At 44.1% G+C, this 733-nt stretch carries 2 tRNA genes and 1 rRNA gene; all 3 read left to right on the top strand.

Features of this window, described 5'->3' with window-relative positions:
• A 16S ribosomal RNA gene (locus tag Q1A41_RS20215) occupies positions 1 to 63 on the top strand; the annotation flags it as partial.
• 104 nt (positions 64 to 167) lie between these two features.
• A tRNA-Ile gene (locus Q1A41_RS20210) sits at positions 168 to 244 on the top strand.
• Between the two features lie 214 nt (positions 245 to 458).
• Positions 459 to 534: transfer RNA gene (locus tag Q1A41_RS20205), tRNA-Ala, on the top strand.
• The last annotated feature ends 199 nt before the right edge of the window (positions 535 to 733 follow it).

Genomic DNA, 733 nt, shown 5'->3' with positions numbered 1-733 from the left:
ATGACTGGGGTGAAGTCGTAACAAGGTAGCCCTAGGGGAACCTGGGGCTGGATCACCTCCTTAAACGATATTGTCCCGCTTCGTAAGTGCTCACACGCATTGCTTGATTAGACTGATTGCAGTGATGGTCCAGGTGACCTTGGGCCGGCATAAGACGCAAGTTTTATAGGCCTGTAGCTCAGCTGGTTAGAGCGCACCCCTGATAAGGGTGAGGTCGGCAGTTCAAGTCTGCCCAGGCCTACCAAATTTCCGTTATGCTTCGTTGAATCACCGCTCATGTGCTAGACGCACACTACGCGCTGATTCGCCTCGCCTAACGAAATTTAGAATTTTCTCTTTATTACTTCTTATCTTTCCAATCTTGAAAAGAAACGAAATCAATAGAAGAAAATTTAACGCCGAGATTTTTTCGATTGAGTTGCAGCAACGCGGCCAAGCGGAAAAAGATCAAGTTAAAGGGGGCTATAGCTCAGCTGGGAGAGCGCTTGGTTTGCATCCAAGAGGTCTGCGGTTCGATCCCGCATAGCTCCACCATTTCTTCTCTTCTTGAAGAAGGTGGTAAACAAGCATCTTAAAGTTGAAATAATCACTGCAAAGTAGAGTTCAGAACTAAGTTCTTTCTCGATTGAATAAACGATTCAATGGGAAATGATTTACTTCTGATTTTTACAATCAGACGTTCTTTAACAAGGTGGAAAGTAAAGTTGTAATACTGCAAATTAATTGACGAGTA

This window comes from uncultured Pseudoteredinibacter sp., assembly GCF_947502065.1.
Lineage (GTDB): Bacteria > Pseudomonadota > Gammaproteobacteria > Pseudomonadales > Cellvibrionaceae > Pseudoteredinibacter.
Note: the sequence above shows the minus strand (reverse complement) of the source record. Positions and strands in the feature narration are given on the sequence as shown.